Below are 26,982 nucleotides of genomic sequence, written 5' to 3'. Positions count from 1 at the left end.
ATGGAACTCTACAAGAAAATTCTCGACCAGGGCGGCCAGGAACTGCTCGACCTGATCCTGACGGTCAACGTCAACTTCTACTTCTCCGAGCTCGAGATCATCGACCTGTGCGCGAAGTGGATCCCGCGCCGCGACGACCTGCGCGAGAAGTTCTACCTGGTGCATCACGCGCACGACGAGGTCTCCCACTCGAACTTCTTCAAGGAAGGCGTGCGCCACCTGGGCCTGCAATGGGACGACGCGCTGATCGAGCGCTATCGCCTGAAGGACATCGACAACCGCTTCGACAAGCTGTTCGAGAGCGATGACGAGCTCGAGGTGCTGATCGGCCTGAACGTCTATGCCGAGGGCGTGCTCGCGATGGAGGAACTGGCCGAGATGAGCGAGACGCGTCCCGACATCTTCCCCTCGTTCCGCCAGATCGCGCGCGAGGAAGCGACCCATCTCGCCTTTGGCAAGAAGGTGCTGGAGCGCATGTTCGAGGAGAACCCGGAGGAGCGCGTGCGCGCCCAGGTCCATTGCGACTGGTATCGCGACCATATCCATCCCTACCTCTGGCGCGACATCTCCGGGCTGCTCGATACCGGCATCCGTCACGGCGTGCTCTACCCCGACTTCCGCGAGCGCGCGGTGGCGCGCTTCGACAGCGAGATGAGCTCGCTCGGCCTGACGGTCGACTGGCATCGCGCCACGGGCATCGAACTGGCGGCGTGATGAAGGCCGGCGAGATGTTCTCCGACAGCTACGAGGCGGCGCGCGCGCGCTTTCGCGAGGCGGCGGCGCGTCGCGGCGCGCGGCTCGCCCAGGTGCGCAACCCCGCGCGCGGTCCGGACGGCGTCACGCTGACCACCGACGTGGCCTGGCTCGGGCCGGCCGCCGCCTCGCGCGTGCTGGTGGTGGTATCGGGCACGCATGGCGTGGAGGGTTACGCGGGCTCGGCGATCCAGTGCGCCTGGCTGGCCGGCGAGGACGCGGGCGAGCTGCCTTGCGACGCGGCGGTGATGCTGGTGCATGCGCTCAATCCGTTCGGCTTCGCCTGGCATCGGCGCGTCAACGAGGACAACGTCGACCTGAACCGCAACTTCATCGACTGGAATGCGGCGCGCCCGAGCAACGACGGCTACGACGCGCTGCACGACGCCCTGCTGACCGGCGACGACGATCCGGTGGCGCGCGTGCGCGCCGACGCGTCACTGCGCGACTTCACCGGGCGCCACGGTATCGCCGCGTTCCAGGAAGCGCTCTCGCGCGGCCAGTATCGACATCCGGACGGGCTGTTCTACGGCGGCAACGAGGCGACCTGGAGCGCGCGGCTGATCGGCGAGCTGGTGCGCGAGAACCTCGGCCATGCCGCCGATATCGCGCTGGTCGACCTGCACACCGGGCTCGGGCCTTACGGCGAGGGGCAGCCGGTATCGTTCGACCTGCCGGGCTCGGCCGCGCTGGCGCGCGCCCAGGCCTGGTTCGGGCCGGCGCTCGGCGCGCCGCGCGCCGGCGGCGCGGTCTCGAACGACCTCGACGGCACGCTCTACGATGCCTGGCGGCGCTGGCTGTTCGGCCGCTCGCTGACCTCGATCGCGCTCGAGTTCGGCACCCACCCGGTGCCGGACGCGGTGGCTGCGCTGCGCGCCGAGGCGGTGGCCTGGCGCAACGATCCCTATGGCGATTCGCCGGCCGCCGCGCGGGCGCGTGCCGCCCTGCGCGCGTTCTTCGACGTGCCGCGCGACGATTGGCGCGAGTCCGTGCTGAGCGGCGGCCTGCGCGTGCTGCGCGCGGCGCTGGCCGGCGTGACCGGCCGCGTGCTGGCCGACGAAAGTGCCTGAGGGCAAGGAGAAGCAGGCGATGGACATGAAGCGTGGCGCCGGGCGGGACCAAGGTCTCGCCCTCTACGATCCGGCGCCGCTCGGCGACTGGCGCGCGCGCATCGCGGCCGCCCATGCGCGCATCGCCGCGCGCGTGCGGCGCACGCCGGTGCTGCAGTTGGCCGCCGGCAGCTTCGGCTTCGATTTCGACCTCGCGCTGAAGCTCGAGACCTGCCAGCACACCGGCTCCTACAAGCCGCGCGGCGTATTCAATCGCCTGCTCGCGCGCGGCGACGTGAACGGCTCGCGCACCGTGGTGGCGGCTTCGGGCGGCAACCACGGCATCGCGGTCGCGCATGCGGCCAGCACGCTCGGCTTTGCCGCCCAGGTGTTCGTGCCGACGCTGACGCCGCCGGAAAAGCTGCGGCAGATCCGCGAGCTCGGCGGCGAGGTGATGGTGAGCGGTGCCAACTACGGCGAGGCGCTGGCCGCCAGCGAGCGGCATGCGCGCGAGACCGGCGCGCTGTCCATCCACGCCTTCGACGAACCCGAGTTGATCGAGGGGCAGGGCACGGTCGCGCTCGAACTCGACCAGCAGGCCGGCGCGCCCGACACTGTGCTGGTTGCTGCGGGCGGCGGCAGCCTGCTGGCCGGCGTATGCGCCTGGTATGCCGGCACGGCCACCCGCGTGATCGGCGTCGAGCCGGTCACGGCGCGCGCGGTGGGTGCCGCGCTCGAGGCGGGTGAGCCGGTGGACGTGACGGTCGGCGGCGTGGCCGCCGATTCGCTCGGCGCGCGCCGCGCCGGCCGCCATACCTTCAATGTGATCGCGCCGCGCGTGGCGCGCATGCTGACGGTCGAGGATGCCGAGATCGTCGCCGCGCAGCGCGCCTTCTGGCGCGAGCTGCGGCTGGTGGCCGAGCCGGGCGGCGCGACCGCCTTCGCCGCGCTGCTGTCGGGACGCTACGTGCCGGCGCGCGACGAGCGCGTCGCCGTGATCGTCTGCGGCGCGAACACCGATCCCGCCAGGATTCGCGGCGAACCCGCCGAGGCACGGCCCTGATTTTCCTTCCTACACAAACGTTTGCCGGCCACCCTCCCCAAGCCAAGACATGAACGCCCGTAATTTCACGCTGTTGTTGACGCTCGCCGCCCTCTGGGGCGCCTCCTTCCTGTTCATTCGCGTCGGCGCGCCCGAGTTCGGGCCGGTGCCGCTGATGGCGGTGCGGATCCTGATCGCGGCGGTGTTCCTCGCGATCGTGCTGGCCTCCCGGCGCGGTTTCCACCGCATGTCCGGCAAGCTGCTGCCGCTGTTCGTGATCGGGGTGCTGAATCAGGCGCTGCCGTTCTGCCTGTTCGCCTATGCCGAGCTGACGCTGCCGGCCGGGATCACCTCGGTGATCAACGCGACCACGCCGCTGTGGGCCGCCATCGTCGCCTTCCTGTGGATCGGCGACCGCCTGAGCGGGCTGCGCGTGGCGGGCCTGTTCATCGGTTTCGCGGGGGTGCTGATCCTGGTCTGGAAGGACCTGACGGGCGGCGGCTCGTTCGGCGCCGGCGCGATTGCGCCGCTCGCCGTGCTCGGCGCGACCCTGTTGTACGGCATCTCGGCCAACGCCACCAAGAAATTCCTGGTCGGCGTCGATTCGCTGGCGATCGCCACCGGCAGCATGATCGGCGCGGCCATCGTGCTGCTGCCCTTCATGTTCCTGTACTGGCCCGCGCATCCCGTCTCGGCGCTGGCCTGGGGCTCGGTGATCGCGCTCGGCGTGGCCTGCACCGGCATCGCCTACATCATCTACTTCCACCTGATCTCGACCGCCGGGCCGGCGCGCGCGGTCTCGGTCACCTTCCTGGTGCCGATCTTCGGCCTGGTGTGGGGCTCGCTGTTCCTCGGCGAGGCGATCACGCCCACCATGTTCCTCGGCTGCGCGGTGGTGATCCTCGGCACCATGCTGGCGAGCGGCGTGCTCAAGCTGTCGGTGCTGACCGGCAAACGCTCGGCTTGATGTGCGGCCTGGTGTTCGGTCTGACGTCCGGCCCGATGTCCGGCCTGGCACGGCGTCCCGGCGAGGCCGGCTACCGACGATGCCGCGTGCCGGCGGCCTCAGTCGGCCGCGGCGCTGAGCTGGACCACCGGCTGCTCGGCGGGGCGCGGATTCTTCACCGCTTCCATCAGCCATTGGCGGAACACGCGCGCGCTCGGGTTGTCGAGCGTCTGCTCCGGGTAGACCAGGTAGTAGGCGTATTCGGGGGTGATCGGTGCGTCGAACAGGATTGTCAGGCGCCCGTCGGCCAGCTCCGAGGCGATGATCGACTTGCGGGCCAGCGCCACGCCGTGGCAGGCCAGCGCCGCGTGGATCACGCCGTTCGAGTCGATGAACATGGTGCCGCGATCGCCGCGCACGCCGCCCACCTGGTAGCGGTCGAGCCAGGCCAGCCATTCCTTGTGCCGCTCGTCGTGCAGCAGGGTGACGCGGCCGAGGTCCTGGAAGGACTGGAACGGCCCGGCCTGCTCGATCAGGCGCGGGTTGCAGATCGGGTAGAGCGGATCGTCGAGCAGCAGCTCGGACTTGAGGCCCTGGTAGCGGCCCGCGCCGTGGCGCACCGCGAAATCGATCTGGTCGTCGACGAAGGCCGCGTAGCGGTTGGTGGTGCTGATGCGCAGGTCGACGCCGGGCGCCACGCGCGCGAGCTCCGACAGGCGCGGCACCAGCCATTGCATCGCGAAGCTGTGCGCGCAGCTGACCGTGACGATGTCGGTATGGTTGGCGTTGCTGCGCAGGCGGTCCGTGGCGCGCAGGATCAGGTCGAACACCTGCTGCAGCTCCTGCAGGTAGCGGATGCCGTGCGGGGTGATGTCGATGCCGCGCGGCGAACGTTGCAGCAGGCTGACGCCCAGTTCTTCCTCGAGCTTGACGATCTGCTGGCTGATCGCCGAGGGCGTGACGTGGATTTCCTCGGCGGCCGTCTTGATGCTGCGGTGCCGGCCTACGCTCACGAAGTAGCGTAGGGCCCGCAAGGACGGCAGCGCGGAGTATTTGTTCGGGCTCGACATGTGGCTCTGACTCTGACGTAAGTTGATTGCTCTCGCCTAGTGCCGGCGCGCTCGGGCCGCCGGCTTACTAATCTGACAACGATGATGCACCGGTTTCGTCACGGCCGCCGCCGGGCCGAATCCGGCCCGGGCATCCTGCCTGGCGCCTCGCGGGCCGCTCTCCCGACCCGCCGACGCCGCCCGGCCCGGCTTCGGAACCCCGCCGAAGCCCGCGGCGCGAACGCCATCCGTCCATACATTTAAGTCAGCAAACGCGGCCGTTGGTTCGAAAATCGCGCGGCGGTTTCGGATCCGAAGACTCGCCTGCGGGATGACTGCGCCTCATGCATGCATGTCGCTCGACATGCGCAGACGAGTCTAACGGCCGCTTTGTTGACGTTGCATGAATAAATCTCGGTGCAATTCCGGCAATTGCTCAACTAAATGAAAAATTATTCTGGGATTATAAACACCAATTGCAGTATCTACATCAATTTGATAGCTGACTTGATGAGATCAGTCGGGTATCCCGCCGTTCCGGCACTGTCAGGAATAGCAGGTTTGAAAAGGGGCTGGGATGAGTCTGGCTCAGGAACCGTTCCCGGCCGGGCGGCCGTCGCCGCGGCTTGCCGGCAATCCGTGCGAGCGCGCCCGGCGGGCGTGCGCGCGATTTAAGCGGATGGACTTTCCTTCGATTTATTTGATTTTGATTCCAACTGCATAGGTGATTTTCCTTTAATTCGGCGACTGATGAAATGGATTGGACGGTGCGTTGCCTTGATTGGTCCAGGCGGCGCGGCATCGTCCTGGCCGGAACTGCCTCGCTGACGAAATCGGCATAAGCCGGCCGCCGCGCGCTCGACAAATACCGGGGCGCGACGGCATGCGATCGCGTGGGCCGGGAGCCGGGCGATATCTTCCTGCGGCCCACGCGCGCTAGACTGCTGCCCGGCGCCGATGCATCGGCTCGAATCATTGGGGGAAGGGACGATGGACCGCATGGCAGCGATGGAAACCTTTGTGGCGGTGGTCGAGGCGGGCTCGTTCTCGGCCGCCGCGCGGCGCCTGAAGCTCGGGCAGCCCGCCGTCTCGAAGTCCGTCGCCCAGCTCGAGGCCCATCTGGGCGCGAGGCTGCTGCTGCGCTCGACGCGCGGCCTGACGCCGACCGACGCCGGCCAGCGTTTCTACGAACATGCGCGGCTCGCCATCGAGGAGGCCGACCAGGCCGAGCAGGCGGTGCGCGAATCGTCGGCGGGGCTGTCGGGCCGGCTGCGGGTGGGCGCCGCCGTGACCTTCGCGCGGCTGCACGTGCTGCCCGCGCTCAAGACCTTCGTCGACCGCCATCCCGACCTGCAGCTCGACATCATCCTCGACGACCGCGCGATCGACCTGCTGGAAGAAGGCGTGGACGTGGCGCTGCGCATGGGGCGGCTCGACGATTCCTCGATGACGGCGCATCCGATCGCCAGCAGCCGGCGGCTGGTGGTGGCCACGCCCGAGTACCTGGCCGAGGCCGGCACGCCGCTCACGCCGGCCGAGCTGAGCCGTCACCAGGCGATCGTCTACTCGCAGCGCGGCGGCGGCGAATCCTGGTCGTTCCGGCGCGACGGCACCGAGGTGACGGTGGCCGTGTCGGGGCGCGTGCGGGTTAGCGCGGCCGAGGGCATGCGCACCGCCGTGCTCGCCCACATGGGGCTGGCGGTGGCGTCGGAATGGATGTTCGGGCCCGAGCTGGCGAACGGCACCGTGCGCGCGGTGCTGACGGATTGGGCGCTGCCGCCGGTGGACCTCTGGGCGGTGTTTCCCTCGGGCCGGCTGGTGACCTCGAAGGCGCGGGCCTTCGTGGCCTTCGTCGAGGAAGTGCTGGCCGGCGAGCCGGTCGCGCCGCGCTGAACGGCGGCGCAGCCGGCCCCGCGACTCCCTGCGCCGCCTAGAACGCGCGCCGGCCGATCGAGGCGCCGCCGTCGACGAACAGCGTCTGGCCGGTGATGAAGCCGGCATCCTCGGACAGCAGGAAGGCGATCGCCGCCGCGATCTCGTCGGCTTGGCCGAAGCGGCCCATCGGCACGCCCGACAGGTAGCGGCGCTCGCCCTCGCTGCCGGGCGGGTTGTTGGCGCGGAACAGTTCCGTCTCGGTCGGCCCCGGCGCCACCGCGTTCACGGTGATGCCCGTATCGGCCAACTCGAGCGCCCAGGAGCGCGCGAAGCTGACCAGGGCCGCCTTGGCCGCCGCGTAGGCGGTGCGCTCGGCGATGCCGAGGATCGTCAGGCTCGACACGTTGACCACCCGCCCCCAGCCGCGCTCGCGCATGCCCGGAAGCAGCGCCTGCACGGTCTGCACGGCGGGATGCAGGTTGACCGAGAACACCTCGTCGAGCGTCGCGAGCTCGACCGCGCCGAGCCGCTGCGGCTTCACCAGCCCCACGTTGTTGACCACGCCGTCGAAGGCCTGGCGCGCGAGCAGCGCGCGCAGCGCGGCATCGGTCGCGCCGGCGTCGCCGAGATCGACGCTGATCAGTTCGCCGGGGAAATCGGCCGCCTGGCCGCGCGCCAGCCCGACCACGCGATGGCCGGCCCGCGCGAGGCGCCGGCTCAACGCGAGGCCGATGCCCTTCGAGGCGCCGGTGACGAGGAAGCTGCGTTGTGACATGAATCGGCTCCAGTGGTGAGGGATGTAGGGAGGATAGGCGTTTAGCGTGCGGCGCGGGCGCGTTCCAGCACCGGGAACAGGTCTTCCGGCTCGGGACGACGCGTGTAGTCGGGATTGACCTCCGAGTAGAGCACCACGCCATCCTGGCCGATCACGTAGCGCGCCGGCATCGGCAGCGTCCATGACGGATCGTCGTTGGTCACCGGCAGGTCGTTCTTCAGCTTCCTGTAGAGCTCGACGAGATAGTCGGGCAGTGCGAAGCGCAGGCCGAAGGCGGCGCCGACCTCGCCCTTCGGGTCGCTCAGCACCGGGAAGTCGAGCTGGTTGTCGCGCACCGACTTGCGGCTGTTGACCGGCGTCTGCGGCGAGATCGCGACCAGCCGCGCGCCGTATTCGCGCAGTTGCGGCAGCGCCGCGTCGAGCGCCTGCAGCTCGAGGTTGCAGTAAGGGCACCAGACGCCGCGATAGAAGGTGATGACCAGCGGGCCCTGGGCCAGCAAGTCGGCCGAGGACACCAGCTTGCCGTCCTGGTCGCGCAGCGTGAATTGCGGCGCGCGATCGCCGGCCTGGACCGCGCGGCCGGCCTGGCCGCTGGCGATCAGCTCGGCGGTGGCGCGCTCCATGATCGGGTGGATTTCCGCGGGCGCGTTGTAGGGCGGCTTGCCGGCGCGGAAGTCTGCCTTGAAGGCGTCGAGTTTCTGTTGCAGGGACATGATGGACTCCTGGGGAATGATCGAAAGAGCGCGTCGGCCGGCGCGGCCTGCCTGTTGCGTGCGCCGGCTGCTACATGGTTTTTCGCGGCTCACGCGGCGACGGCCTGGGCGGGCTTGGTCCACTCGTTGCCCTTCATGAAGGCGTCGTATTCGGTGTGCACCACATGGTTCGTGTAGTTGCTCATCACCTTGGTGGCCACGCCGAGGATCACCTCGAGCACGTTCTGGCGCGTGTAGCCGGCGGCCAGGAAGGCTTCGACGTCGGCCTCGGGCACGAAGCCGCGCTCGCGCACCACCAGCGTGGCGAAGCGGTGCAGCGCCTCCAGCTTCGCCTCGGGCAGGGCGGTGCCGGCACGCAGCGCGGCGATCGATTCGGGCGTCATGCCGACCATCTTCGCCAGTGTGCTGTGGCCCGCCATGCAGTAGTGGCAGTCGTTCTCGAAGTTCGCGCTGAGGTAGACCACCTGCTGCTCCTGCGGCGTCAGCGTGCTCTTCGAGAACAGGTCCCAGAGCGCGGAATAGCCGGCCAGCAGTTCGGGGGATTCGGCCATGTGCGCCTGCAGGTTAGGCAGGAAGCCGAAGGCCTTTTTCGTGGCTTCGAGCGTGGCCCTGGAAGCGGCCGGGGCGGTGTCGATGGTGTAGGCGGGGAAGTGGCTCATGATTCGCTCCTGTTGGGTGGGTTGGTGAGCGAATGATGCGAGCGCGGGGGCGGGCGAAGAAGACGGGTGGCGGTGATAGGAGTCATTCCCGGGGGGAATGGGGCGGGGCGGCGCCCGCGTGTTTCGAGAGGTGTCGTTTCCTGCCATGCCGATGGTTCGGTCGACTACGCGCTGATTCCCGACAAGGAAATCACCGGCACGACGCAGCTCGACACCTTCTCGCTGAACCTCGATCTGCAGCGCGATCCGCGACGCGTCGAGCTGTTCCACTCGCGCAAGGCCTATCCGGCGATCACCGAGCAGGATAGCGAGCTGATCCACGCGCGCGACATCGAGGCGCCGGCGGTCGATCAATTGCCGGCGCCGGTGGTGGTGGGTTCCTGGCCGAAAAAGCGGCGATCGTGATCGCCGCGGCGCACGACGGCGGTCGGGACGGCAGCGAAGATATTTCCGCCATCCCGGCCGCCGAAGCGATCCAGCCCGCTCAATCCCCCGTCGCCACCGCGTAACGCTCCAGCCAATGCGCATACGGCGCCGGCAGTACCCACGAGGGCCGCTCCACGCCCAGCTTCTTGGCCGCGAAATACGGCCAGTGCGGATCGGCCAGGTGCGCGCGCCCGACCATCACCAGGTCGAGCTGGCCTTGTTCGACGGTGCGATTGGCCACCTTCGGATCGTCGATGCCCCAGGCCGAGGCGACCGGCAGCCCGGTTGCCTGCTTGACCTGCGCCGCGATCGGCGCGAGGAAGCCCGGGCCCCAGGGAATCTGCGCGTCGGGCGTCGAGAAGCCCACGCTGACGCTCAGCATGTCGAGCCCACCGCGCTTCAGGTCGCCCGCCAGGCGAATCGACGCATCGAGCGTGGCCGCATCGTCGCCGTCGTATTCGATCACGCCGAAGCGCGCCGTCAGAGGCAGGTTCTCCGGCCATGCCGCGCGCACGTCGGCCAGCGTTTCCAGCAGGAAGCGGCTGCGTCGCGTCCAGTCGCCGCCGTATTCGTCGCTGCGCTGGTTCGCGTGCGGCGAGAAGAAGCTCTGCGCCAGGTAGCCATGCGCGAAGTGCAGCTCCAGCCATTCGAAACCCGCCTCGCGGGCCCGGCGCGCCGCGGCCGCGAAATCGCCGCGCACGCGCGCGATGTCCTCGTGCGTCATGGCCTGCGGCACCTTCGGCAGGTGCTTGCCGAAGGCCGAGGCCGACGGCGAAATGGTCTGCCAGCCGCCCGGCGCGTCGTTGGCGATATGGTCGTCGCCTTCCCAGGGACGGTTCGCGCTCGCCTTGCGGCCCGCATGCGCGATCTGGATGCCCGGCACCGCGCCGGCCGCCTTGATCGCGGCTGCGATGCGCGCCAGCCCGGTGATCTGCGCATCGTCCCAGAGGCCCGTGCAGCCCGGCGTGATGCGGCCTTCCGGCGACACCGCGGTGGCCTCGACGATCACCAGGCCGGCGCCGCCGCGCGCCAGGCTCGTGTAGTGCGCCAGGTGCCAGTCGTTGACGAAGCCGTCGACGGCGCTGTACTGGCACATCGGCGGCACCGCGATGCGGTTGCGCAGCTCGACGTCCTTCAGGCGGAACGGGGTAAACAAAGCGGTCATGCTCTTGCCTCTCGGTCAGGTGACGGTTAGCGCGGCCGGCTTCGCCATCGGTCTGCCGAGGCGTCGCGCCGAAACCGCGGGACACGTCCAAACGAAGCGCGCCGGATCGAACGGCGCGCGGATCAGGGTTTTCACGGAGTCTAAAGGGCGGCCGCCATAATGAAAACTATCTGCCGATTATCGAATCGATAAACGTGGCTAATAGCGACGGATGCCGCGCCGGGCGGCGATTTCGTCTGAAGGAAACGGCGAGGGCGGCGGGGGAAGCGGGCGTTCAACCCTTGATGCGGCGCGGCGGCGCGTAGCCGTGTTTCCGGAACAGCCGGGCCAGGTAGGAGGGCGACTCCAGCCCGACCGCGGCGGCCGCGGCCACCACCGTCATGTTGGGCGCGCGCAGCAGCGCCCGCGCCTGCTCGACGCGTCGGCGCGACTGGTAGTCGACCACCGATTCGCCGGTCGTGTCGCGGAAGATGCGCGTGAGCGTGCGGCGCGACAGCCCGAACTCGTAGGCGATGCGGTCGAGCCCGACCGGCTGGTCGAGCGTCGCGTCGAGGAAGGCAAGGATGTCGCGCACCAGCTCGCGATGCGCGTCGGCGCTGCCGGGCGGCAGCGGCGCCGAGGCGAGGCCGGCTTCCACGCAGGCGGCCGCCGCCATCTGGGCGGCCAGCTCGGCGCGATAGGCGGCCAGCTCGCCGCCGCCGCCGGCCTGGCCGGTGCCGGCGGCCACGCGCACGGCGTCGAGCAGCGGCAGCGGCGCGGACCAGACCGAGATCCGCGCGCAGGACAGCGCGCGCCGCGCCTTGCGCTCGCAATGGGCCACGAAATCGCGGGCCACGTAGACCGCCACGTGTTCCTGCTGGGGCCGGTAGCCGTGGGTGTCGTGCAGGCGATGCGGCGGGACCACCACGAAGGATTTCGGCGCGACGCGCAGCGGCGCCGCGTTTGATTCGACATTGAGGATCAACTGGCCGGCGCGCGGCAGCAGGAACATGTATTCCTCGTCGTGCGCGTGCGGCTCGGTGCGATAGCCGCCGACCGATACGTGCCGGACGTCGGCGACGCGGTCGTCCGAGAGATGACGGGAGGCGGTGGGATAGTGCTTCATGATGCGATTCCTGACGCGCCGGACCAGGCGCGGCGCACGCCATGCGATGCTTCGCGCGGCGGGGGCCGGCACGCGGATCGAGCGGCCAGTATAAGGCGCGTCGCGCCGGCGTCGAAATTCAGGGCGGTGCGCTGCTTGCCGCTGCCTGCCGCCGGCTGGCGGCGCGGTGCTCGCCGGCCGGCGGCAGGCAACCGCGAGCGCGCCAGCGGCAGCCGATTCGTCCGACTACCGCCGCGCCATGCCGCCGCCTCCGCGCTCAGGCCTGGCGCGAATGCGCGCGCCGCCGGCGCACGGCATCGGCCAGCACTTCCAGCACCGGCTCGGTTTGCGCCCAGCTCAGGCAGGCGTCGGTGATCGACACGCCGCGCTTGAGCGGCACGCCCGGCTTCAGGTCCTGGCGCCCGGCCTCCAGATGGCTCTCGACCATCACGCCGACGATGCGCTGCTCGCCCCGCGCGAGCTGCCCCGCCAGGTCCTGCGCGACCTCGATCTGCCGCTCGTGCGACTTGTTCGAGTTCGCGTGCGAGCAGTCCACCATCACCTGTTCGCGCAGGCCGGCCTTGCGCAGCACCGCGCAGCAGGCCTCGACGTGTTCGGCGTCGTAGTTCGGGCCGTTCTTGCCGCCGCGCAGGATCACGTGCGCGTCGTCGTTGCCGCGCGTCTCGAAGATCGCGGCCATGCCCATCTTCGTCATCCCCATGAAGGCATGCCTGGAGGCCGCGGCCACGATCGCGTCCGAGGCCACCTGCACGCCGCCGTCGGTGCCGTTCTTGAAGCCGATCGGGCAGCTCAGGCCCGAGGCGAGCTGGCGATGGCTCTGGCTCTCGGTGGTGCGCGCGCCGATCGCGCCCCACGCGATCAGGTCGGCGATGTACTGCGGGCTCAGCAGGTCGAGGAACTCGGTGGCGGCCGGCAGGCCCAGCGCGTTGATGTCGAGCAGCAGGTGGCGCGCCGCGCGCAGCCCTTCGTTGATGCGGAAGCTGCCGTCCAGGCGCGGATCGTTGATGTAGCCCTTCCAGCCCACCGTGGTGCGCGGCTTCTCGAAGTAGACGCGCATGGTGATCAGCAGCTCGTCCTTCAGCGTGTCGGCGGCGGCCTTCAGGCGGCGCGCGTAGTCGAGCGCCTGGTCGTGATCGTGGATCGAGCAGGGGCCCACCACCAGCAGCAGGCGGTCGTCGCGGCCGTGCAGGATGTCGCTGATCGCCTTGCGGGTGTCCTCGACCAGGGTTTGCGTGGCCTGCGGCACCGGCAGCTCGTCCTGCAGCAGCGCCGGCGAGATCAGCGGGCGCACCGCGCCGATGCGCACGTCGTCGATGCGCGTGGTGTCCTGGGTCGCGTCGGCGACGCCGACCTCGCGGTCGTGCGAGGGGTTGTCGAGGTTCTGCATGGAAATTCTCCGGGGACGTCTTCTTGAATGTCGGGCAGGCTCGATTATGGCATTCGGTCGTGACGGCGGAGCGGGCGGACGGGGACGGTGACGGAAAATGAAGAAGGCGATCCGCGACGGCGGATCGCCCCTGGGTGACAGCGTTTTTTTGTTGTCGGCGTGCGTGCCGCGTCGCTCAGTGCTGCGTTTCCGGCGCCAGCGAGCTGCTCGGCAGCAGGGCCGTCAGCGCGCAGGTGCTCGGCGCGGGCTTGCCGGCGAAGCGATCGTAGAGCCAGGGCAGCATGCCGGCGGCCCAGGTCGCGACCGAGCCGAAATGGTCGAGCGGATATTCGACATGGACCACCGGCGTGCCGCTCGCGCAGAACTTCTGCGCCAGGGCGCGCACGTCGTGGGCCAGCATCACGCCGTCGCCCACCTGCAGGCTGAAGGTGCCGTCCACGATGCCGATGGTGCCCTGGCCGATGTACATCGGGATGGTCGGCGAGGGGGCCAGCCCCGCGTTCACCTTGTTGGCGTAGGTCACGTACACCGGGATGCTGTTGATGTCGTTCGCGTATTGCGGCTTGAACAGGGTCTTCCAGCGCAGGCCCGTGTACCTCGGCAGGATGTAGGCGAGCGACTGGCTCTGGATGTCCTTGAACACGGCCACGCCGGTATCGCTCAGGTAGGGCGTCAGGTCGAAGCCGAAGCCTCTAGAGAGCCCCGCCAGCGCGGCCGCGGCCACGCCGCCCCAGACGATGCTGCCGTCCACGTACTTGAGGTTGTGGGCGGGGTCGACCAGCACGCCGCCCTCGGCCGCGCCCACCAGCTGCTTGTTGACGTCGGGCGCGTAGCTCGGCGCCAGTTGCGCGGCCCAGTTGGTGGCGATCGCGCCGCCGGAATAGCCGATCATCGCCACCTTGCTCGCGGGCGTGAGGCCGGTGGACGAGGTATTGAGCGCCGCGCGGATCGAGTCGAGCGTGGTCATGCCGTATTCGGGGCCGGCCGCGAAGTCGGCGGTCTGGCCTTGCGTATCGGGCACGATCACGTTGTAGCCGAGCAGCAGCAGCGCCGAGAGCGGGATCGATTCGGCGCTGTAGATCAGGGTGCCGAGATTGACGAACTTGGTGATGTCGCGATCGCCGGCGATCACCTGCGAGGGTTCGTCGTAGGGGTTCAGCGAGTCGTAGGCCGACTGGTAGGAGATGGCGTGGCCGTTGCTGACCTGGCTGCGGATCACCGAGGTGACGTTGACCACCGGCTGGTTCTGCGCGTTGTTGGTTCGATACAGCAATTGCTCGGCCTTCAGCGCGGTCGGGATGCCGGCCACGTGATAGGTGACCTCGCGCGTCTTGAGCACCGTGCCGGCCGGAATCGATGCCAGGGGCGTGTTGCCGGTATAGGTGTAGAACGGATCGGAAACGGTGGCCGGCCCGGCGCTGGCCGGCGACGCGGCCAGGCCCAGCAGGCAGGACACGGCCGCGGCGGCGGCCAGGGAGAGTTTGGATGACATGCGAGAAGTCCCTCTGTGAGTTTGTTTCGTTTATGTAGTTTCAACAGGACTGCAAAGCGATCGATTGCATCGAAACGGGAACGAATTGGCCGGAATATGGGGTTCTTCTCGGGCGGGCGTCTCGAACCCGTCGCGAGGATTCTGGATGACGGGCTGCCTGGAAATCAACCGCGCGCCCGCTCCAAACAGGTTTTTGAAACGCTCGCGAGGATGCGCGGCCGCCTGGCACGAAGCCGGCGGCGGATTCGTGAAATGAGCGGGCCGCTCGCTCGGCACAGGGAAAACGCCGGGGCGGCGCGGCCCCCGCGCGACAGGCGCGGCGCGCGGCTGGCCCGATCGTGCTCGATGCCTGGCCCGATCGGGCGCGACCGTTTTTTTGTGCTTCGGCATGCTGGCGCCACTTTTACGTGGGAGCCAGTCCATGAGTCTTGTTGGAGTCCTGTTCGCGTCGGCGGGCGTCGCGAACGATCGCGGCGATCCGCGGCCGCATTTCCTCAGCGTGTTCCCGGCCGGTGCCGGCGGCGGCAACCCGGCACCCGTGGTGCTCGATGCCGATACGCTGCCGGCCGAGGCCATGAAGGCGGTGGCGGCGCGTTATGGTCACGAAAGCGCCTTCGTCTGCATGCCTGAGGATCCTCGCAACCTGTGCCGGCTGCGCTTCTTCGTGCCCGAGCACGAGATGGAGATGTGCGGGCATGCCACGCTCGGCGCGATGTGGCTGCTGCGCGAGACCGGCCGCTGGACCGGCGCGACGGCCCGCGTCGAGACGCTGAGCGGCGTGGTCGAGCTGCGTTACGACGAAGCGGCGCGACGTATCGACGTGAGCCAGCCGCGCGGCAGCGTGCAGCCGGTCGAGGATGCGGGCCTGCTCGAGGCGATCCGCGAGGTGCTGCGCCTCGATGCCGACGCGCTCGGCCCGCATGGCATCGTCAACGCCCGCACCAGCCGCACCAAGACGCTGGTGCCGATCCGTTCGGTCGAGCGGCTCCATGCGATCGCGCCCAGGCTCGACGCGGTGCGCGCCTTGTGCGACGCGCTCGGATCGACGGGACTCTATCCCTTCGCGATCGAAGCGGCCCGGCCGCTGGTCCTGCAGGCGCGGCAGTTCCCGCGCGGCTCCGGTTATCCCGAGGACGCCGCCACCGGCATCGCGGCGGCGGCGAGCCTGTATGGCGCGCTGCACCACGGCCTGCTGCCGGCCGGCGAGACGGCGATCACGATCCGCCAGGGCGTGGCGATGGGGCGGCCGTCGAGCATCGGCGTGGCCCTGCGCGAGCCGGGCAATCCCGAGGCGGGCTGCTGGATCAGCGGCGCGGTGGAGCCGACCACGCTGGAGCCGCGCGCATGAGGACCTATACCAATGCCCAGGTGGCCGGCTGCCTCGATATCCCTTCCTCGGTCGCGGCGATCCGCCGGGCCTACCTCGAGATGGCGAACGGCGGCGCCAGCGTGCAGCCGCGCGCGCGGATCGGCCTGGCCGACCTGAAGTTCAGCGCGATGAGCGCGATGCTCGGCTCCGCGCGGCTGGCGGCCAGCAAGCTCTACACGACCATCGACGGCCGTTTCCGTTTCTACATCGCGCTGTTCTCGCTCGACGACGGCGAACTCGTGGCGCTGCTCGAAGGCGATTCGATCACCGGCTTCCGTACCTCGGCCACCACGCTGCTGGCCGCCGAGCACCTCGCGCGCCCGGGCAGCGCCAGCCTCGGGCTGTTCGGCAGCGGCATCCAGGCTCGCGCGCATGCGCTGGCCTTCGCGGCGCGGCCGGGCTTGCGCGAGCTGCGCATCCATAGCCCGGACGAGGCAAGTGCTCGCGCGCTGGCCGACGAGATCGCCGCCGGCCACGGGATCGGGACGCGCGTGGTCGAGGCGCGCGAAGCCGCCGCGGCGGACATCGTGGTGCTCGCCACGCGCGCATCCGAGCCGGTGCTTCGCGGCGACTGGCTGCGGCCCGGCGCCTTCGTCGCCAGCATCGGCGCGACGCGGCCGGACCAGCGCGAGATCGACGATGCCTCGCTGCAACGCGCCTCGCGGCTGGTGGTCGACTGGACCCGCCAGACGCCGCTCGAAACCGGCGACCTGCTGCTGCCGCCGCGCGAGCTGGTCGAGCGCCGGCCGCTGGTCGACCTGTCGACTGTGATCGCGGCCGGCGAGCGCCGCGCCGGGGACGCCGAGGACATCGTCATCTACAAGGCCGTCGGCATCGCGCTGCAGGATGCGGCGGTGGCCTGTCTCGCCTACACGCGGCTCGTTTCAGGACATTGAGCCGGCCGCCTTGCTACCCGCGTTCGCCCGCGAACGCCCAGGAGTTCCTCATGAAGTTTCCGCTCACCGCCCGCATCGTGGCCGGCATGCTGCTCGGCATCGCCGCCGGTTATGCCTGCCATGCCGGTTTGCCGGCCGACCAGGCCGCTCGCTTCGGCGGCTATTTCTCGCTGCTCGCCGATGTGTTCCTGCGGCTGATCAAGATGATCATCGCGCCGCTGGTGTTCTGCACGCTGGTGACCGGCATCACCCGCATCGGCGACGTGCGCACCGCCGGCCGCATCGGCCTGCGCACGCTCGGCTGGTTCATGGCGGCCGGTTTCCTGTCGCTGGTGCTGGGCGCGTGCCTGGCGAACTGGCTGAAGCCCGGCGCCGTGCTGGGGCTGCCGCTGCCGCCGGCCAACGCGAGCTCGGGGCTCAATGCCGGCGCGCTGTCGCTGAACCAGTTCGTGGCGCACCTGGTGCCGAGCAGCATCGTGCAGGCGATGTCCGGCAACGAGATCCTGCAGATCGTGGTGTTCGCCGCGTTCTTCAGCGCCGGGCTCACGGCGCTCGGCGACAAGGGCGCGCTGGTGGTGCGCCTGCTCGACGAGGTGGCGCAGGTGATGCTGAAGGTGACGGGCTACGTGATGGCGCTGGCGCCGATCGCCGTATTCGGCGCGATCGCGAACGTGGTGTCCTCGCGCGGCTTGTCGGTGCTGCTCACCTACGGACGCTTCATGGGCGAGTTCTACGGCGGCCTGCTGCTGCTCTGGCTGCTGCTGGTGCTGGCCGGCGGGGCCCTGCTGGGCCGTCGCGTGTTCGCGCTGATCCGGCACATGCGCGTGCCGATGCTGCTCGGCTTCAGCACCGCCAGCAGCGAATCGGCCTACCCGAAGACGCTGGAGCAACTGGAGCGCTTCGGCGTGCCCAAGCGCATCGCCAGCTTCGTGCTGCCGATCGGCTATTCCTTCAATCTCGACGGCACCATGATGTATTGCACCTTCGCCACGCTGTTCATCGCGCAGGCTTACGGCGTGCACCTGTCCTTCGCGCAGCAGGTGTCGATGCTGGCGATCCTGATGCTGACCAGCAAGGGCATGGCGGCGGTGCCGCGCGCCTCGCTGGTGGTGATCGCGGCCACCCTGGGCCAGTTCGATATTCCCGAGGCGGGCCTGCTGCTGGTGATGGGCGTGGATCACTTCCTCGACATGGGGCGCACCGCCACCAACGTGATCGGCAACGCGGTGGCCTCGGCGGCGGTGGCGAAGTGGGAGGGGGTGTTGATGGAGGAAGGGGCGCGGGAGGAGGCGGAGGCGGACGACGTGGTCCAGCGCGCCGAGGCGGCGGCGACCGTGCCGGCGGCGATGCAGCACGGTCATCGAGCGGCCTGACCCGTCGTCAAGGCGTTCGGCTGGCCCCCTGCCGGCGCCTCACCCTGCCCGCGCGATCAACTCGCGCAGCACCGCGTCGACCTCCACCTCGCCCTTCAGGATCGGCCCGTGGGTGCACTCGTAGTCGATCCAGCCTTCGTTGAAGCCGTCGAGCATGCGCATGCGCGGCAGCGGATGGCGCATGCCTTGCGCGCGGAACAGCGTGTCCCAGGCACGCCGGTCCACCGCCTCGGCCTGCACCGGCTTGCCGAGCACGCGCGAGAAGGCCGCGGCGAGGTCGTGCGGGCTCAGGCGGCGCGGCCCTTCCATCTCGACCACGCGCAGGCCCTGCCAGCTTTCCTGGATCAGCCGCGCCGCCACGCGCCCGACGTCGGCGGTGGCATTCATCGGCACGGGGCGCGCCAGCGGTTGCAGGAAGCTGGCGATCAGGCCGTGCTCGCGCGCCGATTCGATGTCGCGGCTGGCGTTCTCGATGAACCAGCCGGGCCGCAGCAGCGTGACCGGCATCGGCAGCTCGCGCAGCGCTTGCTCCATCAGCCCGCGCTGCGTGAGCAGGTTCATCTCGCCGGCCTGCGCGCCGATGGTGCTCAGGCACAGCACGCGCTCGGGCCGCGCCGCGCGCAGCGCCGCCACCACCGCGTCGATGATGCGGCGCGCCTTCGGAAAACCCGGCTCGGGATCGAAGTCGGACGGCGGCAGCACGAACACCGCGCGCGCGTTCTCGAAGGCGGCGGCCAGCGCGGGTGCGTCGTCCATCCCGGCGGTGGCGATCTCGCAGCCGCGCGCGGCCCAGTCGCCGGCGCGGCCGGCGTCGCGCACCACGGCCCGCACCGGGCGGCCCTCGCTCAGCAACTGGCGGCCGAGCGCGCCGCCCACCTTGCCGGTGATGCCGGTGATCGCATACATGGGGAATTCCTTCTCGCAGTGGGGCGCGAGCCGATGCCGGCGCCCCTCGGTGACCCGGGCCCGGCCGGGAATGAGGCGCATTGTGCGGGCTCGCTCGCGCGCGACCCAGGCCCGCCGGGTCAGGGCATTGATGACACGGCGTCATCGATCGGCGGCCTTCGGCTCGTGATACCTTTGCGCCATCCTCCCTCACGCCCGGCCTGCGCCGGTCCACCCCGATGCCATCGCGTCACGAGAACCTGTCCGGCGGAATCAGCGTGTTCGCGGCCGTGGTCGACACCGGCACCTTCGCGGCCGCCTCCGAGGTGATCGGCATGACGCCGCCCGGCGTCAGCCGCGCCATCGCCCGGCTCGAGAAGCGTTTGAAGATCCGCCTGTTTAATCGCACCACGCGCTCGGTCTCGCTGACCGACGAGGGGCGCCGTTTCTACGAGCAGGTCATGCCGCACCTGGCGGGCCTGGAGGAGGCGGCCGCGGCGGCCGCCGGCGACGCAGCGGTGGTGCGCGGCCGGCTGCGCGTCAACCTCGATCCGGTCTGCTACGGGCTGGTGCTGGGCGCGCCGCTCGAGCGCTTCATGGCCGCGCATCCCGGGCTGGACGTCGAGGTCATCGCGCGCGATACGGTCGGCGACCTGGTGCTGGAGGGTTTCGACCTGGCGATCCAGTTCGGCGAGCCCAAGGCCTCCACCCTGGTCGCGCGCAAGCTGTTCGACACCGGCGTGGTGACGGTGGCCGCGCCCGCCTACCTGGCGCGCCACGGCCGGCCGCTGCGGCCCGAGGACCTGGCCGGCGAGGGCCATCGCGTGATCGAGTTCCGCAATCCCGAGACGGGGCGCCCCTATCGCTGGGAGTTCCGGCGCAAGCGCCGGCACCTGGTGGTGGAGGCGCGCGGCCGGCTCACCGTGAACGATCCGGCCGCGCATGTGCGCGCTTGCGTGGCGGGCCTCGGCGTGGCGCAGATGCTGGCCTTCGCGGTCGAGCCGATGATCGCCGCCGGTCAGTTGGTCAACCTGTTCCCCGACTGGGCCGACGAACGTTTCCCGCTGTATGCCTATTACCCGTCGCGCCAGCACCTGCCGGCGCGCACGCGCGCCTTCCTCGATTTCGTGATCGGCCTGACGGGCGGCACACCGGCCTGAAGGCGTGCCGCCGAGCGCTCAGAACTTGTGGCGAATGCCGGTCACGACCAGCAACTGCGAGGGGCCGCTCGACGCGCCGCTGGCGCCCTCGATCTGCGCGAGCGCGTTGGTGGCGTGCTGGTAGAGCAGGTCGACGTAGATATCGGTGCGCTTCGAGAGGAAATACTGCAGCGCCGCCGTGGTCTGCCAGTAGTGCCACGACCCGACCTTGCCGTTGGTGGACACGTTCGTGTAGGTCTCGGCGATCGCCGCGTGCAGGGCCGGCGTGAGGCGGTAGCGCAGGCTGGCCTCGGCATTCTCGTAGGTCTGATACTGGCTGGCCGGCGTCAGCTCGAAGCGCGTGTTGGTATAGAGCAGCCCGAAGGTGGCGTTGCCGAGATCGTAGAGCCCGCCCGCTCCCCAGATGCGCTGGTAGGTGATGCCCTTGAGGAAGCTGAAGTAGTTGTCCGACGGGATCGCGCCGGTGGTGTCGGTGGCCGGGTGGTCGAGCACCACGTAGGCGGCGCCGAGCCGCCACGGGCCGCCCGACCAGGTCGCCCCCACGCTGTAGGAGCGATTGGTCGTGAAGGCCCCGGCATTGCCCGACAGCGCGTACATGGTGTTGATCTGCAGGCCGTAGAGGCTGGGCGTGACGTACTTGATCGCGTTGTCGGTGCGGAAGCTGTTGTTGATGTCGTCGGTATCGAAGGGGTGGGTCGCGTACTGCACGGTATCGGTGGCGACCTGCAGCGGTTCCAGCGAATCCTGCGAGGCGTTGTATTGGCGGCCCAGTGTCAGGGTGCCGTAGCGGGCCGTGGCGATGCCGACCCAGGCCTGGCGACCGAAGATCCGCCCGTTCGCGCTGGCCGTGCCGGTCTGCAGGTTGAAGCCGTTCTCGAGGCGGAAGATGGCCTTGTTGCCGCCGCCCAGGTCCTCGCTGCCCAGCAAACCCCAGCGCGAGCCTTGCTCGCTGCCCGCGGTGGACTGGTAGTTGGCGTGGCCGCCCTGGTTGCTGGTGTAGGTGAAGCCGCCGTCGACGATGCCGTACAAGGTGACGCTCGATTGCGCCTGGGCGGCGCCGGCGGCGAGGCCGATGCCGACGCTGCCGGCCGCGATGCGGATGGTACGCGATGCTGCTGCTTTCATGGTGGGTTCCCCTGCTGTCTGCACGAATAGGCACTACGGTTGACGAAATCTCTTGTTCTTCGTATTGATCAGTGATGCGAAATAAAGGCGACGGTTTCCCGCCAGGCACCGCGCGTGCCGCGCGGCCTGGGCCCGGGGGGAAGTGGAAAGCCCGGCCGCTCAGGCGCGGCTGCTATCTGCCTTGTATGGCGGCAGGGCGAGGGCGTCGAGTCGGTCGGTATCGACGATCGGCAGCACGATCTGCGAGGGCGTGCCGGCGCCGAACCAGACGCGGTTGACGGCCACGCGCGGCGCGCGGGCCAGCGCGGGCGCCTCGCCGCTATTCGGGTTCACGTCGAAGTGCGGGAAGTTGCTGCTGGAGATGTCGACGCGGATCCGGTGGCCGCGGGCGAAGCGGTTCGCGGTGGCGAAGGGCTCGATCTCGATCTCGTAGACGCGGCCAGGCTCGAGCGTGGCGGGCGCTTCCCACGAGGCATGGAAGCGGCAGCGGAAGATGCCGTCGGTCAGGTTCATCGCATAACCGTCGGGATAGTCTTCGTTGGGCGGGCAGACATCGATCAGCTTGGCGGTGAAGTCGGTGTCGGGCGCATCGCTCGAGATCCACAGCCGCACCCGGATCGGCCCGATCACGGCCAGGTCGTGATCGAGCGGCGGCGTCTGGAACACCAGCACGTCGGGCCGCGCCGCCAGCGGCATGCCGAGCTCGCGCACGCCGAAGAATCCGGGCAGCTCGCGCTGATCGAAGGCGCCGCCATCGAACACCGGGGCCCCGGAGGTCAGCGCGCCGCCGATGGTCGGCACCGGCCGGGCCGGATCGAAGGCGTAGGCGACGGAGGTCGGCTGCGCCTGGGCGGCGGCGGGGTCGTCGCTGAGGCGGCCGTCCGCGCACAGATAGAAGGGGCGCTCCTGCGTGCCGGGCAGCGGCCAGGCCGGCGAGCCGATCCAGCGGCCGCCGTGCGACATGCGCCCCTCGGCGTTGCGGCGGCCGCTGCCGCCGCCCATCACGAAGATGCGTGCCACCGGCTCGGCGGCGATATCGGGCGTGAGTGCCGCGGCGGTGGCGGGTTTCAGCCAGCGATCGAACCAGCGCGCGCGCAGCGCCAGCCAGTCGTCGGCCAGCTCGCCGTCGATCGCCGCATGCGCGCCGAAATCGACATCGCCGCTGTAGCGGACATTGCGGTCGCCGTGCAGCCAGGGCCCCATGATCAGGTAGGCGGGCGCGGCCGGGTCGTCCGACAGCGCCTGGAAGTTCGCGAGCGTGCTGCGCACATAGGCGTCGTACCAGCTCGACATCCAGATCGCCGGCACGCGCCGCATCGTGTCGTAGAAGTGCTCGGCGCAGATGCCCGGCTGCCGCCAGTAATCGTCGTAGACGTCGTGCGTCCATTGCTCGAACAGATAGGTCTCGTATTCGGGCACGCGCGCGAGCGGCGAATGGCCGGGGCGCCATGGCATGCGCGCGAACCAGTCGCGCAGGTCGTGGCCGGCCAACGTGCTGGCCACCAGGGGGTCGGCATCGGCGGCCGCGCTGTTGCGGGCACGGTTGAAGGCCCAGGTCGCCTGCTTCAGCTCGAACGCGCCGCCCTGGCGGATGCCGCAGTGATAGCCGTTCGCGAAGCCGCCCGAGTCCAGCGCCATGCAGGTCAGCGCGGGCGGGTTCAGGCAGGCGGCCGCCAACTGCGTGTGCGCGGCATAGGACAGGCCCATGGTGCCGACCCGGCCATCGGACCAGGGCTGGGCGGCGATCCAGGCCATCGTGTCGAAGCCGTCGGGGCCTTCGGCCAGGTATTTCTCGAAGCGCCCCTCCGAATCGTAGCGGCCGCGGCAATCCTGCATCACCACCGCATAACCGCGCGCGGCGAAGTAGCGGGCCACCTCGATGCGCGTCATCGGCGGCGCGCCGCGATGGATCTCGGCGCGCGAGATCGCGGTCTTGCCATAAGGCGTGCGTTCGAGGATGGTCGGCAGCGGCGGATCGACTTCCCGGCGATAGCCGGGTGGGAAGTACACGTCGGTGGCGAGGCGCACGCCGTCGCGCATCGGCACCCTGAGGTCGGGCAGGCCGTCGTGGAAAACGGCGGCCGGACGCGCCGGCGTCGGTGCCGGAACATCGGCGGCGTGGCGGGAAACGGGAAACGTCATGGTCGGGTCTCTACGTAGAGCAGCGAAGTGCGTTCGGACTGGTTCGGGCGGAAGATCAGGTCGTCGCGCGCCGCCCAATAGGCGACGGGAAAGTAGAGCGGCACGATCGCGTAGTCGCGGAAGGCCAGGTCGGCGGCCTCGGCCAGCAGCCGGTTGCGCGCGGCGACGTCGAAGCTGCGCGCCGCCGCCTGCAGCAGCGCGTCGACGCGCGGGTTGCTGTAGCGCGTGCGATTGAAGGCGCCGGTGCCGGCCGCGCTCGAATGGCTGGCGATCACGTTGGTGAGCGCGATCGCCGAGTCGCTGGTGGTATTGCCGAAGCTGAACACGAAGGCGCTGTAGGCACGTTTCGCGGCGGCGCCGGCATAGACGTTGTAGGGCTGGGTGATCACGTCGTCGACCTGGATGCCGCCGCGCGCCAGCATCTGGCCGAGCACCTGGCCGAGATCGCCGTCGCTGGTGAAGCGGTCGTTCGACGAGTGCAGCGTGAGCCGGAAGCCATGGGGATAGCCCGCCTCGGCCAGCAGCCTTCGCGCACCCGCGGGATCGGGCGCGTCGGGCACCAGGTGCGGGTCGTAGCCGCCGATGCCGGGCGGCACGATCTGCGCGGCCGGCAGCGCGGCGCCGCCCAGCAGGTGCCGAGCGATCGCGTCGCGGTCGATCATCTTGGAGATCGCCTCGCGCACCCGCACGTCGCGCAGCGGATTGGCGGCGGCCTGCGTGCCGGCGGCCACGTGCACGAACGGCGATTGCGCGCGCGAGCCGTCCAGCGCGAGGTAGACCAGGCGCGCCGAGGGTCCCGAGAACAACTGCAGGCCGTGCGTATGGCGCAATCGATCGAGCGTGACGGGCGGCACGTTGTCGATCAGGTCGACCGATCCCGAGATCAGCGCCGAGAGCCGTGCCGCGTCGTTGGCGACATAGCGCAGCGTGGCGCGATCGAAGTCGGGGCGCCTGCCCCAGTAATAGGGGTTGCGCTCCAGCACCAGCCGGTCGCCGGGCGTCCAGCGCACCAGGCGATACGGGCCGGTGCCGACCGCCACCGCGGGCTGGCGATAATCGGCGCTCGGGTGGCCTTCGCCGGCGCGGCGCGATTCGATGTAGACCAGCCCGACCTGTTCGACGAAGGCCGGCGACGGCGTTTTGGTCACGATGCGCAGCGTGAGCGGATCGACCACCTCGATGCGCGCGATATTGGCCACCGCGCCCGAGAACGGCGCGGGGCTGTTCGGCACGTGGCCCGCGCGTCGCAGCGACCAGGCGACGTCGTCGGCGCTCAGCGGCGAGCCGTCGGAGAAACGCACGCCCGCGCGCAGGTGGAACTCCCAGGTGGTGGCGTCGAGATTGCGCCACGATTGCGCGAGTCCCGGCCTTACCTGCAGGTTGGCGTCCTGCGAGATCAGCCGCTCGAACATGTTCTCGGCTGCCTGCATGTTGTTCTGCGTGCGCGAGAACAGCGGGTCCAGCGAGGCGGGCTCCGAGGCCAGCGCCAGGGTGATCTCGCGCATCGGCGCGGCGGCGGTGGCGGCGGGCGCGGCCGGGCAGGTGATCGCGAAGGCGGCCGCCAGCGCCGCGGCGATCGCGCGCGGCGCGTGCCGCGAGAAACGCGCGCGCATCATGCCGCCTCCACCAGGTGGCAGGCGCTCCAGTGCCCGGCGCCGGTCTCGCGCAGCATGGGCCGCTCGCTGCGGCAGCGCGCATTCGCATGCGGGCAGCGCGGATGGAAGTGGCAGCCTTCGGGCGGCGCGAGCGGCGAGGGAATCTCGCCGCGTATCGCCTCGAATCGCTGGCGCCGGTTCGACAGGCGCGGCACCTGGCCGAGCAGGGCGATGGTGTACGGATGAAGCGGACGCGCGAACAATTCGACGCTCGGCGCGGTTTCCACCACGCGCCCCAGGTACATGATCGCGACGCGATCGCTCAGGTGTTCGACCACGCCGAGATCGTGGCTGATGAACAGGTAGGTCAGGCCGAGTTCGTCGCGCAGGCGCAGGAACAGGTTGATGATCTGCGCCTGGATCGAGACGTCGAGCGCGGCGATCGACTCGTCGCAGATCAGGAAGTCCGGATCGACCGCCAGCGCGCGGCCGATGCCGATGCGCTGGCGCTGGCCGCCCGAGAACTGGTGCGGGAAGCGATCGCGGAAATCGGGGTTGAGGCCGACCCGCTCCATCATCTCGACCACGTAGGCTTGCTGGCCGGCGCGATCGACCAGGCCATGCACCAGCGGCGCCTCGCCGATGATGTCGCGCACGCGCTTGCGCGGGTTCAGCGAGGAGAGCGGGTCCTGGAAGATCAACTGGGTGGCCAGGCGCCGCGCGCCGTCCCGCGGCGCGGCGCCGTCCGCCTCGTGCACGCGGATGCTGCCTTCGGAGGGCGGCACGATGCCGGCCAGCATGCGCCCGAGCGTCGACTTCCCGCAGCCCGATTCGCCGACCAGGCCCAGTATCTCGCCGCGCCGGATCGTCAGGTCGACGCCGTCGACGGCATGGACCACCGGCGTGTCGGGCCTCAGGCCGAGCCGGCCGGCGAGTCGCTGCAGCGCGCCGGTGCGCCGGCTGAAGCGGCGCGTCAGTTGCCGTGCTTCCAGCAGCGGCTTGGATTCGGGGGAGAGGCTCATTGCGGGGCTCCATGGCGTGGATGAAAACATCGCCAGCTGTGGTCCTGTTCGGCGGCGACCGGCGGTTCGACGCGGCGGCACTGCTCGGTGGCGCGCGTGCAGCGGGGTGCGAACGCGCAGCCGGGCGGCAGCGCGAGCAGGTTCGGCGCGATGCCGGGGATCGGCTTGAGCGGCTCGCCGCGCCGCGCCTGTTCGGGCAGCGAGGCGATCAGGCCGGCCGTGTAGGGATGGCGCGGGCGGTCGAGGATCGCGTCGACGCTGCCGGTCTCGACGATGCGCCCCGCGTACATCACGCAGATGCGATCGGCCAGCCCGGCGACCACGGCCAGGTCGTGGCTGACCCAGACCATCGCGGTGCGGGTGCGCGCGCAGAGCTGCTGCATCTGGTTCAGGATCTGGGCCTGGATCGTCACGTCGAGCGCGGTGGTGGGCTCGTCGGCGATGATCAGCTCCGGCTCGTGCAGCAGCGCGATGGCGATCGCCACGCGCTGGCGCATGCCGCCCGACAATTGATGCGGGTAGGCCGACAGGCGCTCGTCGGGCGCGGGGATACCCACGCGCGCCAGCGCCTCGCGGGCCCGTTCGCGCGCGGCGGCCCTCGACACCGGCGCGTGCGCGCGCACCGATTCGATCATCTGCGTGTCGATGCGCAGCACCGGGTTCAGCGTCATCATCGGGTCCTGGAAGATCATCGCGATGCGATTGCCCCGCAGCCGGCGCAGCGCCTCGGGGTCGAGCGTGGTGAGGTCGCGGCCGTTGAACAGCACCTTGCCGCCGACGATGCGGCCCGGCGCATCGACCAGGCCGAGCACCGAGAAGCCGGTGATCGACTTGCCGGAGCCGGACTCGCCGACCAGGCCGAGCACCTCGCCCGGCGCGACCTCGAAGCTGACGTCGTCGACCGCGCGCGCGATGCCGGCGCCGGTGAGGAAGTGGGTGCGCAGATGCTGCACCGATAGGGTGGGCGTCGTCATGTCGA

24 protein-coding genes are annotated in these 26,982 nt (G+C 70.0%); 10 read left to right on the top strand and 14 right to left on the bottom strand.

Annotation, left to right across the window (positions count from 1 at the left end):
* Genes BM43_RS11550 through BM43_RS11535 form a run of 4 tightly spaced genes read left to right on the top strand, consistent with a single transcriptional unit; the run spans position 1 to position 3,811 of the window.
* Positions 1-714, top strand: coding sequence for a hypothetical protein (locus BM43_RS11550; RefSeq protein WP_025097820.1), 714 nt, complete (start codon positions 1-3; stop codon positions 712-714).
* A complete protein-coding gene (locus BM43_RS11545) occupies positions 714-1,823 on the top strand; it encodes a DUF2817 domain-containing protein (RefSeq protein WP_230676465.1) in 1,110 nt (369 codons plus the stop codon). Before BM43_RS11550 ends, BM43_RS11545 begins: the two co-directional genes overlap by 1 nt.
* A gap of 19 nt (positions 1,824-1,842) precedes the next feature.
* Positions 1,843-2,865 (top strand): threonine/serine dehydratase, encoded by a 1,023-nt coding sequence (locus tag BM43_RS11540; protein WP_036055491.1) that lies wholly within the window; start codon positions 1,843-1,845, stop codon positions 2,863-2,865.
* A 49-nt stretch (positions 2,866-2,914) separates the two neighbouring features.
* Positions 2,915-3,811: a DMT family transporter gene (locus tag BM43_RS11535; RefSeq protein WP_013691251.1), complete on the top strand. Its 897-nt coding sequence runs from the start codon at positions 2,915-2,917 to the stop codon at positions 3,809-3,811.
* Between the two features lie 98 nt (positions 3,812-3,909).
* On the opposite strand, the gene gcvA is transcribed toward BM43_RS11535, so the two are convergent.
* Positions 3,910-4,860 carry a transcriptional regulator GcvA gene (gene gcvA, locus BM43_RS11530; protein WP_036040293.1) on the bottom strand — a complete coding sequence of 317 codons (951 nt, stop codon included), beginning with the start codon at positions 4,858-4,860 and terminating at the stop codon, positions 3,910-3,912.
* 969 nt (positions 4,861-5,829) lie between these two features.
* Here gcvA and BM43_RS11525 point away from each other — a divergent pair.
* Positions 5,830-6,732, top strand: a complete 903-nt coding sequence (locus BM43_RS11525; RefSeq protein ID WP_036055492.1) for a LysR family transcriptional regulator — start codon at positions 5,830-5,832, stop codon at positions 6,730-6,732.
* A gap of 37 nt (positions 6,733-6,769) precedes the next feature.
* On the opposite strand, the gene BM43_RS11520 is transcribed toward BM43_RS11525, so the two are convergent.
* The 3 genes from BM43_RS11520 to BM43_RS11510 form a co-directional block, all read right to left on the bottom strand.
* Positions 6,770-7,489 (bottom strand): SDR family oxidoreductase, encoded by a 720-nt coding sequence (locus tag BM43_RS11520; RefSeq protein WP_013691248.1) that lies wholly within the window; start codon positions 7,487-7,489, stop codon positions 6,770-6,772.
* 41 nt (positions 7,490-7,530) lie between these two features.
* A complete protein-coding gene (locus BM43_RS11515) occupies positions 7,531-8,202 on the bottom strand; it encodes a peroxiredoxin-like family protein (RefSeq protein ID WP_036055493.1) in 672 nt (223 codons plus the stop codon).
* An 89-nt stretch (positions 8,203-8,291) separates the two neighbouring features.
* Positions 8,292-8,861 carry a carboxymuconolactone decarboxylase family protein gene (locus BM43_RS11510; RefSeq protein WP_013691246.1) on the bottom strand — a complete coding sequence of 190 codons (570 nt, stop codon included), beginning with the start codon at positions 8,859-8,861 and terminating at the stop codon, positions 8,292-8,294.
* Between the two features lie 72 nt (positions 8,862-8,933).
* Here BM43_RS11510 and BM43_RS11505 point away from each other — a divergent pair, with 72 nt between their 5' ends.
* Complete coding sequence (locus tag BM43_RS11505; protein WP_226284750.1) at positions 8,934-9,266, top strand: hypothetical protein; 333 nt, start codon at positions 8,934-8,936, stop codon at positions 9,264-9,266.
* A gap of 79 nt (positions 9,267-9,345) precedes the next feature.
* Here BM43_RS11505 and BM43_RS11500 read toward each other — a convergent pair whose 3' ends face one another.
* From BM43_RS11500 to BM43_RS11485, 4 genes are all read right to left on the bottom strand, one after another.
* On the bottom strand, positions 9,346-10,452 hold the full coding sequence (locus BM43_RS11500) for an NADH:flavin oxidoreductase/NADH oxidase (RefSeq protein WP_036055495.1): 1,107 nt from the start codon (positions 10,450-10,452) through the stop codon (positions 9,346-9,348).
* A 274-nt stretch (positions 10,453-10,726) separates the two neighbouring features.
* On the bottom strand, positions 10,727-11,557 hold the full coding sequence (locus BM43_RS11495) for an AraC family transcriptional regulator (RefSeq protein WP_036055496.1): 831 nt from the start codon (positions 11,555-11,557) through the stop codon (positions 10,727-10,729).
* Positions 11,558-11,813: 256 nt separating this feature from the next.
* A complete protein-coding gene (locus BM43_RS11490) occupies positions 11,814-12,944 on the bottom strand; it encodes a 3-deoxy-7-phosphoheptulonate synthase (RefSeq protein ID WP_036055497.1) in 1,131 nt (376 codons plus the stop codon).
* A 175-nt stretch (positions 12,945-13,119) separates the two neighbouring features.
* A complete protein-coding gene (locus tag BM43_RS11485; RefSeq protein ID WP_036055498.1) occupies positions 13,120-14,436 on the bottom strand; it encodes a lipase family protein in 1,317 nt (438 codons plus the stop codon).
* Between the two features lie 421 nt (positions 14,437-14,857).
* Here BM43_RS11485 and BM43_RS11480 point away from each other — a divergent pair, with 421 nt between their 5' ends.
* The 3 genes from BM43_RS11480 to BM43_RS11470 are packed head-to-tail and all read left to right on the top strand — an operon-like array spanning position 14,858 to position 18,074.
* A complete protein-coding gene (locus BM43_RS11480; RefSeq protein ID WP_080741978.1) occupies positions 14,858-15,784 on the top strand; it encodes a PhzF family phenazine biosynthesis protein in 927 nt (308 codons plus the stop codon).
* Positions 15,781-16,701, top strand: coding sequence for an ornithine cyclodeaminase family protein (locus BM43_RS11475; RefSeq protein ID WP_036055499.1), 921 nt, complete (start codon positions 15,781-15,783; stop codon positions 16,699-16,701). The genes BM43_RS11480 and BM43_RS11475 overlap by 4 nt, the downstream gene beginning before the upstream one ends.
* Before the next feature lie 50 nt (positions 16,702-16,751).
* A complete protein-coding gene (locus BM43_RS11470) occupies positions 16,752-18,074 on the top strand; it encodes a dicarboxylate/amino acid:cation symporter (protein ID WP_036055500.1) in 1,323 nt (440 codons plus the stop codon).
* A 39-nt stretch (positions 18,075-18,113) separates the two neighbouring features.
* Here the strand turns inward: BM43_RS11470 and BM43_RS11465 are convergent, their stop codons facing one another.
* Positions 18,114-18,980 carry an NmrA family NAD(P)-binding protein gene (locus BM43_RS11465; RefSeq protein WP_036055501.1) on the bottom strand — a complete coding sequence of 289 codons (867 nt, stop codon included), beginning with the start codon at positions 18,978-18,980 and terminating at the stop codon, positions 18,114-18,116.
* Between the two features lie 218 nt (positions 18,981-19,198).
* Here BM43_RS11465 and BM43_RS11460 point away from each other — a divergent pair, with 218 nt between their 5' ends.
* Positions 19,199-20,119: a LysR family transcriptional regulator gene (locus BM43_RS11460; protein ID WP_025097803.1), complete on the top strand. Its 921-nt coding sequence runs from the start codon at positions 19,199-19,201 to the stop codon at positions 20,117-20,119.
* A gap of 18 nt (positions 20,120-20,137) precedes the next feature.
* On the opposite strand, the gene BM43_RS11455 is transcribed toward BM43_RS11460, so the two are convergent.
* The 5 genes from BM43_RS11455 to BM43_RS11435 all read right to left on the bottom strand — a co-directional run bounded on the left by BM43_RS11455 (position 20,138) and on the right by BM43_RS11435 (position 26,977).
* The gene (locus BM43_RS11455; RefSeq protein ID WP_036055502.1) at positions 20,138-21,244 is read right to left on the bottom strand and encodes a porin; all 1,107 of its coding nucleotides are present in this window, start codon (positions 21,242-21,244) and stop codon (positions 20,138-20,140) included.
* Between the two features lie 159 nt (positions 21,245-21,403).
* Positions 21,404-23,386, bottom strand: a complete 1,983-nt coding sequence (locus BM43_RS11450; RefSeq protein WP_036055503.1) for a CocE/NonD family hydrolase — start codon at positions 23,384-23,386, stop codon at positions 21,404-21,406.
* Entirely contained in the window at positions 23,383-25,002 is a 1,620-nt protein-coding gene (locus BM43_RS11445) for an ABC transporter substrate-binding protein (protein ID WP_311133308.1), read from the bottom strand. The genes BM43_RS11450 and BM43_RS11445 overlap by 4 nt, the downstream gene beginning before the upstream one ends.
* A complete protein-coding gene (locus BM43_RS11440) occupies positions 24,999-26,003 on the bottom strand; it encodes an ABC transporter ATP-binding protein (RefSeq protein ID WP_036055504.1) in 1,005 nt (334 codons plus the stop codon). Before BM43_RS11440 ends, BM43_RS11445 begins: the two co-directional genes overlap by 4 nt.
* Positions 26,000-26,977 (bottom strand): ABC transporter ATP-binding protein, encoded by a 978-nt coding sequence (locus BM43_RS11435; RefSeq protein WP_036055505.1) that lies wholly within the window; start codon positions 26,975-26,977, stop codon positions 26,000-26,002. The genes BM43_RS11440 and BM43_RS11435 overlap by 4 nt, the downstream gene beginning before the upstream one ends.
* Between the last annotated feature and the right edge of the window lie 5 nt (positions 26,978-26,982).

Origin of the sequence: Burkholderia gladioli (genome assembly GCF_000959725.1) — a bacterium.
GTDB lineage: Bacteria > Pseudomonadota > Gammaproteobacteria > Burkholderiales > Burkholderiaceae > Burkholderia > Burkholderia gladioli.
Note: the sequence above shows the minus strand (reverse complement) of the source record. Positions and strands in the feature narration are given on the sequence as shown.

Excerpts from the sequence above, each read along its gene's own strand:
- BM43_RS11550 (WP_025097820.1), top strand. The coding sequence starts at position 1 with ATGGAACTCTACAAGAAAATTCTCGACCAGGGCGGCCAGGAACTGCTC.
- BM43_RS11545 (WP_230676465.1), top strand. The coding sequence starts at position 714 with ATGAAGGCCGGCGAGATGTTCTCCGACAGCTACGAGGCGGCGCGCGCG.
- BM43_RS11540 (WP_036055491.1), top strand. The coding sequence starts at position 1,843 with ATGGACATGAAGCGTGGCGCCGGGCGGGACCAAGGTCTCGCCCTCTAC.
- BM43_RS11535 (WP_013691251.1), top strand. The coding sequence starts at position 2,915 with ATGAACGCCCGTAATTTCACGCTGTTGTTGACGCTCGCCGCCCTCTGG.
- gcvA (WP_036040293.1), bottom strand. The coding sequence starts at position 4,860 with ATGTCGAGCCCGAACAAATACTCCGCGCTGCCGTCCTTGCGGGCCCTA.
- BM43_RS11525 (WP_036055492.1), top strand. The coding sequence starts at position 5,830 with ATGGACCGCATGGCAGCGATGGAAACCTTTGTGGCGGTGGTCGAGGCG.
- BM43_RS11520 (WP_013691248.1), bottom strand. The coding sequence starts at position 7,489 with ATGTCACAACGCAGCTTCCTCGTCACCGGCGCCTCGAAGGGCATCGGC.
- BM43_RS11515 (WP_036055493.1), bottom strand. The coding sequence starts at position 8,202 with ATGTCCCTGCAACAGAAACTCGACGCCTTCAAGGCAGACTTCCGCGCC.
- BM43_RS11510 (WP_013691246.1), bottom strand. The coding sequence starts at position 8,861 with ATGAGCCACTTCCCCGCCTACACCATCGACACCGCCCCGGCCGCTTCC.
- BM43_RS11500 (WP_036055495.1), bottom strand. The coding sequence starts at position 10,452 with ATGACCGCTTTGTTTACCCCGTTCCGCCTGAAGGACGTCGAGCTGCGC.
- BM43_RS11495 (WP_036055496.1), bottom strand. The coding sequence starts at position 11,557 with ATGAAGCACTATCCCACCGCCTCCCGTCATCTCTCGGACGACCGCGTC.
- BM43_RS11490 (WP_036055497.1), bottom strand. The coding sequence starts at position 12,944 with ATGCAGAACCTCGACAACCCCTCGCACGACCGCGAGGTCGGCGTCGCC.
- BM43_RS11485 (WP_036055498.1), bottom strand. The coding sequence starts at position 14,436 with ATGTCATCCAAACTCTCCCTGGCCGCCGCCGCGGCCGTGTCCTGCCTG.
- BM43_RS11480 (WP_080741978.1), top strand. The coding sequence starts at position 14,858 with ATGAGTCTTGTTGGAGTCCTGTTCGCGTCGGCGGGCGTCGCGAACGAT.
- BM43_RS11475 (WP_036055499.1), top strand. The coding sequence starts at position 15,781 with ATGAGGACCTATACCAATGCCCAGGTGGCCGGCTGCCTCGATATCCCT.
- BM43_RS11470 (WP_036055500.1), top strand. The coding sequence starts at position 16,752 with ATGAAGTTTCCGCTCACCGCCCGCATCGTGGCCGGCATGCTGCTCGGC.
- BM43_RS11465 (WP_036055501.1), bottom strand. The coding sequence starts at position 18,980 with ATGTATGCGATCACCGGCATCACCGGCAAGGTGGGCGGCGCGCTCGGC.
- BM43_RS11460 (WP_025097803.1), top strand. The coding sequence starts at position 19,199 with ATGCCATCGCGTCACGAGAACCTGTCCGGCGGAATCAGCGTGTTCGCG.
- BM43_RS11455 (WP_036055502.1), bottom strand. The coding sequence starts at position 21,244 with ATGAAAGCAGCAGCATCGCGTACCATCCGCATCGCGGCCGGCAGCGTC.
- BM43_RS11450 (WP_036055503.1), bottom strand. The coding sequence starts at position 23,386 with ATGACGTTTCCCGTTTCCCGCCACGCCGCCGATGTTCCGGCACCGACG.
- BM43_RS11445 (WP_311133308.1), bottom strand. The coding sequence starts at position 25,002 with ATGATGCGCGCGCGTTTCTCGCGGCACGCGCCGCGCGCGATCGCCGCG.
- BM43_RS11440 (WP_036055504.1), bottom strand. The coding sequence starts at position 26,003 with ATGAGCCTCTCCCCCGAATCCAAGCCGCTGCTGGAAGCACGGCAACTG.
- BM43_RS11435 (WP_036055505.1), bottom strand. The coding sequence starts at position 26,977 with ATGACGACGCCCACCCTATCGGTGCAGCATCTGCGCACCCACTTCCTC.